Below are 6,000 nucleotides of genomic sequence, written 5' to 3'. Positions count from 1 at the left end.
CCCGAAACGCAGGCCCGCGTCGGCTGCGCCAGCTGGAAAGCTACGCCGCCACGGGCCTGCTCGCCACATCGCCAAAGGGGTCCCTTTTGGACGCCGATAGGGGGGGAACATTCAACGCCGATTGACAGTCGCCGCCTACTGCGCCTTCCGCAAGCTCCTGCTCGACGCGGTCACCTCGGACGTGCGCGCGCCCTCGAACGAAGGCTCTTTCCGCCCGGTGAAGATCACCGCGCCGCTCGGCTCGATCTTCAACCCGAAGGCGCCCGCCTCGGCCGAGGCGCGCTTCACCCAGTGCAACCGGATGATCGACCTGATCCTGAAGGCGCTGGCTCCGGTCCTGCCCGAGCGGGTGATCGCGGGCAGTTCCGCCTCGATCTCCTTCGCGGCCTATTCGGGCGTGCGACCCTCGGGCGACTACTGGGTGTTCCTCGAGGTGAACGAGGGCGCCTATGGCGGCCGCCCGCGCAGCGACGGGCCGGACAGCATCGACAACCTGATGGCCAACACCCGCAACAACCCGCTGGAAGATCTCGCGATGCATCTGCCGATGATCTGCGACCGCTACGAACTGCGCGACGACATGCCCCCCGGCGCGGGCGAGTTCCGCGGCGGGATCGGCGTGGTCAAGGCGCAGCGGGTGCTGACGCCGGGCTTCATCACCCACGAATCCGAACGCCACACCGACGCGCCCTGGGGTGCCTTCGGGGGTGGCGAGGGCACCGTCGGCAAGTGCCTCGTCTACAACACGACGAAGTCCGACGAAGTCAGGGAGATGCCTTCCAAGTTCTCGGGCTTCGCGGTCGAGGCGAATGACGTGATGGCCTACTACAGCCCGAACGGCGGCGGCTACGGCAACCCGCTGAAGCGGTCGGCCCGCAAGGTGCTCGAGGATGTGCTGGACGGGTTCTACTCGGCCGAGCACGCGCGCGAAGCCTATGGCGTGGTCGTCGACCTCGAGACCGAGACGGTGGATGCTGCGGCCACCGAGGCGTTGCGGGCGCGCATGAGCGCCTGACCCGCAAGAAAGGCCGCCGATCCGGCGGCCTTTCCTTTTCCGTTTCCAGATCGCCGATGTGCCCGCCCGCGGGCGTCTGCGCCTCGGCCATAACGCCAAGGACTGTCCATGACCCTGTCATCACCCGAGGGCGTGCTGGCGCCCGACCATAATCCGCTGATCGAAGAATCCATCCTACCGACCGGCCTCGATCAGCGCCCCATCGGCGCCTGGGGCTACGCCTGGATCTGGGTCGGCATCGCCGTCATCATCGCCACCTTCTCGCTCGGCGCGACCGGCGCCCAGGGAGGCGTCGAACTTTCCAAGGTGATTCTGACGATCTTCATCGCCAACCTCATCCTTGGTGCCTTCATGCTGCTCACCGCCGACATCGGCACCGAGCACGGCCTGCCGTTTGCCGTCTACCTGCGCGCCCCCTTCGGCATCCACGGCACGCATCTGCCCTCGCTCTCGCGCGGCGTCGTCGCCGCGATGTGGTTCGGGATCCAGACCTATCTCGGCGCGATCGCGCTGAACGGCATCGGCTCGTATTTTCTCGGCTTCGATAACTGGTTCGTCTGGTATGTGCTGTTCGCCATCGTGCAGGTGGTCAATACGGCGGCCGGCATCGAGGCCGTCGAAAAGCTTGCCTCGCTCGCCGCGCCGGCCATCATCGCGATCTCGGTCTGGATGTATTTCACCCTCGACGGCATCGCCGAGACCAAAGGGCTGAACATCTGGAACTTCCAGGCACCCGGCGAGATGTCACTGCTGGTGCTGTTCGTCGCCAACCTAGGCTTCTGGTCCACCATGGCGATCGACATCCCGAACCTTACCCGCTTCGTGAGGACCGAGCCCGGCGCCCGCGGCTTTCTCGCCCGCAACCGCCGGGTCTTCGCCGGTCAGCTCATCGCGCTCCCCATCACGCAGGCGATGGTCGCCGGCATCGGCGCCGTCTCGTGGATCGCGACCGGCAACTGGAACCCGATCGAGGTCATCCAAGCCGATGCAAAGGGAGTGGCGCTGCTCGCGCTTCTCGTCCTCGTCGTGCTGGCGCAGTGGTCCACCAACACGGCCGCCAACCTGATCCCCGCAGCGCTGACCTTCGTCAACGCGGCCCCGAAGCTGATCAACTACAGGATCGCCGTTGCGCTTGCCGGGGTCGTCGGCACGGTCTGCTTCCCGTGGGCCATCCTCGACAATCTCTTTGTTTTCCTCGGCTACTACGGCGCGTTCCTGTCGGCGATCGCGGGCATCATGATCGCGGACTACTACCTGATCCGCCGCCGGCGCCTGAATGTGCCCGACCTCTACCTGATGGACGGCCAGTTCCGCTATGCGGGCGGCTTCAACTGGGCCGGGCTGATCGCCTGGCTGGTCGCGGGCGGTCTCGCCGCCTGGTATTCGCAATATGCGGTCCTGATCGGCTTCCCGGTCGGACTCCTCCTCTATGTGCTGCTGATGCGGGCGGTCGTCCTGCCGAGGCATGCCCAGGCCGAGATCGAGAGCGGCTTTTCCGACCGGTTCCTCGCCACCTCCTGCGGCAAGAGCTGGGCGGACATCGCCGGCCGCCATCAGCAGCAGCGCGAGGATCTCTGATCCCATGATCCTGAAGGCGCCTGTCCGATCCCGACAGGCGCCTCCTGCCACTTCCGGGGGAAACCGAGGCGGCTATATGCTTGTCCGCTGCTTTCGGTCGCTGGGATGCCTCAAGGAGTGTTGCCGGCCTGCCGCGTGACTATACCGGCCCGATCCTTGGACCGGCTTTGCCTGGCGACCTAGGCCGTCCGATCCTCGAGGCGCAGAATCGGGGCCAGCCGGTCGTGCCGCCGACCATCGCGACACCGGCCGTCGATCCAGATGAACAGCGTCGTCTCGCTGAGGAAGAAGCCGCACGGTTGAGCGGCGTGTTCTTCCAGTCCGGTCCGCGCACGGCAACGCCGGCAGGGACGGCCATGCCCGGCCTTGCCGGTCTTGGCCTCGGCGGGCAGCCAGACGGGCAGAACCGCCATACCGCTTTCCTCAATGGACCCGTGGACCGGCAGACCGTCGCGCCGGATCGCGTCGCGCCGCCGGCATCGCCCCACATCCTTCAGTCCGGGGCCGTGATCCCGGCCGCGCTCATCACCGGCATCCGTTCCGATCTGCCCGGCCAGATCACCGCGCAGGTGACGGAGAACGTCTATGACAGCCCAACCGGCTCGCTGTTGTTGATCCCGCAGGGCACCCGCATCATCGGCCAATACGATGACGGCGTGACCTTCGGCCAGCGCAGGGTGCTCTTGGTGTGGAACCGCCTGATCCTGCCGGGGGGCCGTTCCATCGTTCTGGAGCGCCTGCCGGGCGCAGACGCCAGCGGCTATGCCGGCCTTGAGGATGGCGTGGATTACCACTGGTGGGATCTGATGCGGGCTGCTGGCCTCTCGACCCTGCTTGCGGTCGGCGCGGAATTGGCCAGCAGCGACGAGGACCGGCTAATCCGCGCCATCCGCGACGGGGCGCAGGATACCATCAACCAGGCGGGTCAGCAGATCGTCCAGCGCCAGTTGCAGATCGCGCCGACGCTAACGGTCCGCCCCGGCTTCCCGGTCAGGATCATCGTGAGCCGCGACCTTGTATTCGAGCCGGCAGGAGGTTGACCATGACAAAGCTGAAACTCGGCCCGCTGCCCGACGACAAGCCCGTGAAGATCACCGTGGAGTTGCCTGCGCCGCTTCACCGCAATCTGATCGCCTACGCCGAGGTGCTGGCCGTTGAGACGGGCCAGCCCGTCGCCGATCCCGTCAGGCTGATTGTGCCGATGCTGGAGCGGTTCATCGCCACGGATCGTGGCTTCGCCAAGGCGCGCAAAGCCCGTTCATGAATTGTTGGGGAGCTCGGTCGGGCCGGTCGCCGCGATCATTTCCATGAGCGAGTCGATCACGCTCTGCGTCGAGTCCCACATTGCCGCCAGATCGAGCCGGCGATTCTGCAGGTTCAGATTGACCGCCCCATGGATCGTTGACCAGAACATGAAACCGTAGCGCCGCAGGTCCGCACCCGGCAAGTAGCCGCGCTCCTGACACAAACGAAGCCCTGTCAGCAGCAGACACAGGATCTGCCGTCCGGCTTTGCTTGACCAGGGATCATCGCTGGCTCCAAGCGTCTGGGGCGGCGAGAGCATCAGCCGGTATAGCGTGGGATTGTCCAAGGCGAAGCGCGCATAGGCATAGCTGCCATCGCGCAAATAGCCGAGCGGATCGCCTCGCATCTGTTCGAAAACCGCGAACTTCTCATTGTAGAGCCGCCCGAAGCCTTCCTCGCGCACCGCACGCAGCAAAGCATTCTTGTTGCGGAAGTGGCCGTAAAGTGCTGGCGCCGTGCACCCCACGGCTTGAGCCACCGCCGTCAGTGGAACATCGAATCCACCCCGCTCTGCCAGCAGACGGATCGTTTCATCGACCGCACGACGAGCAATATCAAGTTCCTGCTCCTTCCTGGGCCGAGCCATCGGGATCCCTGCTGCAACTGTGCGTGAAAACTGAATGTGGTTTATTTTTTCGTTGACGAACCCGATGTCAAGCAGCACCATCCCAAGAACTGAATGATATTAAGTTTGAGGCGAAGAGGAGGGGAGATGTTCGCGTACGAATCTGGGCATCATGGCGCGCGCCTCTCTTGTGGCATGCGCCGGTACCCTCGTCGGCAGGCTGCAAACGAGCGCGGGCCAGAAGCCAACTGCGGTTCGGGATGATGCGTCATGCCTGCGCGCCGGAACAGGGACGCCCCATCCGGTAGCACCCCCCTCGCGCGTATTGTCGAGGGCAGCACCGGTAAGAACACAATCCGGTTGCGCCAGCTGCGGCATTTCCTTGCAGCGGCGGACCAAGGGAGTTTCCGCAAGGCAGCAATCGCGCTCGCCATCAATGAATCATCGGTCAGCCGCCAGATCCGCGACCTTGAGGATGAATTGGGTGCTTCTCTTTTTATACGACATTCGGGCGGGGTGCGGCTGACAGTCGCCGGGCAGGAGTTTCTGCGCAGCGCCCGGCAAGCACTTCGGCAGATCGACATCGGCGTCACCAAAGTGGCTGCGGTTGGCCGGGCTGACTTGGGGCTGCTCAAGGTCGGGATTTTTTCATCGCTGGCGTCAGGCTTTCTGTTTGACCTCCTGCGGAAGTTCGGGAGGCACCATCCGACAGTTCAGATCGACCTCATGGACGGAAATCCTGCCGAGCATGTCGCGGCTGTCCGGAAGCTGGACCTGGACATCGCCTTCATTACCGGAACCGCTCGCTGGGATCGCTGCGAAACGGAGCATCTCTGGTGCGAACGGATCTTTGTCGTGCTGCCGACCGACCACCCGCTGGCTGCCAAAGCCCAACTCGGATGGCCTGATCTGACAGGTGAACGCTTCATAGTGAGCGATGTCGCACCGGGCCAGGAGATCCACGACTATCTGGTCGCTCACCTTGCCGGTCTCGGTCATCACCCTGACATTCACTCCCAGCATGTGGGCCGCGACAACATCCTGTCGCTGGTCGCGGTCGGTCGTGGCCTCACCTTGACGAGCGAAGCCACCACCGTCGGGCAATTTCCGGGGATCGCATTCCGGCAACTGGCGGACGAAGTATTGCCGTTCAGCGTGGTCTGGTCTGATCAAAACGATAACCCGGCCTGCCGACGCTTGTTGAGCATGGCTCGCGCGATGGGGAAAGCTTCTGTGCTGTCACAACCACCTCCCTGAGGATGGCAGCCCTCGAAGCAAGGATGTCGAGGGCTTTCCCTTTCACCTGCTCTCGAACCGCAACCACTTCCGGACACGACAAATAGCAGCAACATCCACTGGTCGAGACGGCCTGCAAGCAGCGTTTCGGAGAACTTGTCCGATAATTCAGCGCGCCGGCTACGGCATTTTCCGCCAAATCGCTGAAACGCTTGTTGACCTGTGCGTCGGCGCTGGCCGTGCATATACCAGTGTCAATATTGCAGCGGGGCTCCAAGGCTATGCATAGGCCGTCCCTTCG

5 protein-coding genes and 1 pseudogene are annotated in these 6,000 nt (G+C 64.2%); 5 read left to right on the top strand and 1 reads right to left on the bottom strand.

The features are described 5' to 3' along the window. The first annotated feature begins 121 nt into the window (after nt 1–121). From IT41_RS16300 to IT41_RS16285, 4 genes and pseudogenes are all read left to right on the top strand, one after another. The gene (locus IT41_RS16300) at nt 122–1,015 is read left to right on the top strand and encodes a hydantoinase B/oxoprolinase family protein (RefSeq protein ID WP_231564786.1); all 894 of its coding nucleotides are present in this window, start codon (nt 122–124) and stop codon (nt 1,013–1,015) included. A 108-nt stretch (nt 1,016–1,123) separates the two neighbouring features. Beyond that, the gene (locus tag IT41_RS16295) at nt 1,124–2,593 is read left to right on the top strand and encodes an NCS1 family transporter (protein ID WP_052081705.1); all 1,470 of its coding nucleotides are present in this window, start codon (nt 1,124–1,126) and stop codon (nt 2,591–2,593) included. Nucleotides 2,594–2,712: 119 nt separating this feature from the next. Beyond that, nucleotides 2,713–3,633 (top strand): annotated as a pseudogene (locus tag IT41_RS16290) (TraB/TrbI/VirB10 family type IV secretion system protein); the annotation flags it as partial. Between the two features lie 2 nt (nt 3,634–3,635). Next, the gene (locus tag IT41_RS16285) at nt 3,636–3,857 is read left to right on the top strand and encodes a DUF2274 domain-containing protein (protein ID WP_036743357.1); all 222 of its coding nucleotides are present in this window, start codon (nt 3,636–3,638) and stop codon (nt 3,855–3,857) included. Here IT41_RS16285 and IT41_RS16280 read toward each other — a convergent pair. Further along, entirely contained in the window at nt 3,852–4,565 is a 714-nt protein-coding gene (locus IT41_RS16280) for a TetR/AcrR family transcriptional regulator (RefSeq protein ID WP_231564785.1), read from the bottom strand. The two genes, IT41_RS16285 and IT41_RS16280, sit on opposite strands and share 6 nt — an antisense overlap. 168 nt (nt 4,566–4,733) lie before the next feature. Here IT41_RS16280 and IT41_RS16275 point away from each other — a divergent pair, with 168 nt between their 5' ends. Continuing rightward, on the top strand, nt 4,734–5,720 hold the full coding sequence (locus tag IT41_RS16275) for a LysR family transcriptional regulator (RefSeq protein ID WP_052081703.1): 987 nt from the start codon (nt 4,734–4,736) through the stop codon (nt 5,718–5,720). Nucleotides 5,721–6,000: the final 280 nt, after the last annotated feature.

This window comes from Paracoccus halophilus, assembly GCF_000763905.1.
Classification (GTDB): Bacteria; Pseudomonadota; Alphaproteobacteria; order Rhodobacterales; family Rhodobacteraceae; genus Paracoccus; species Paracoccus halophilus.
The sequence above is the reverse complement of the archived record's forward strand: the minus strand, read 5'-3'. Positions and strand labels throughout refer to the sequence as shown.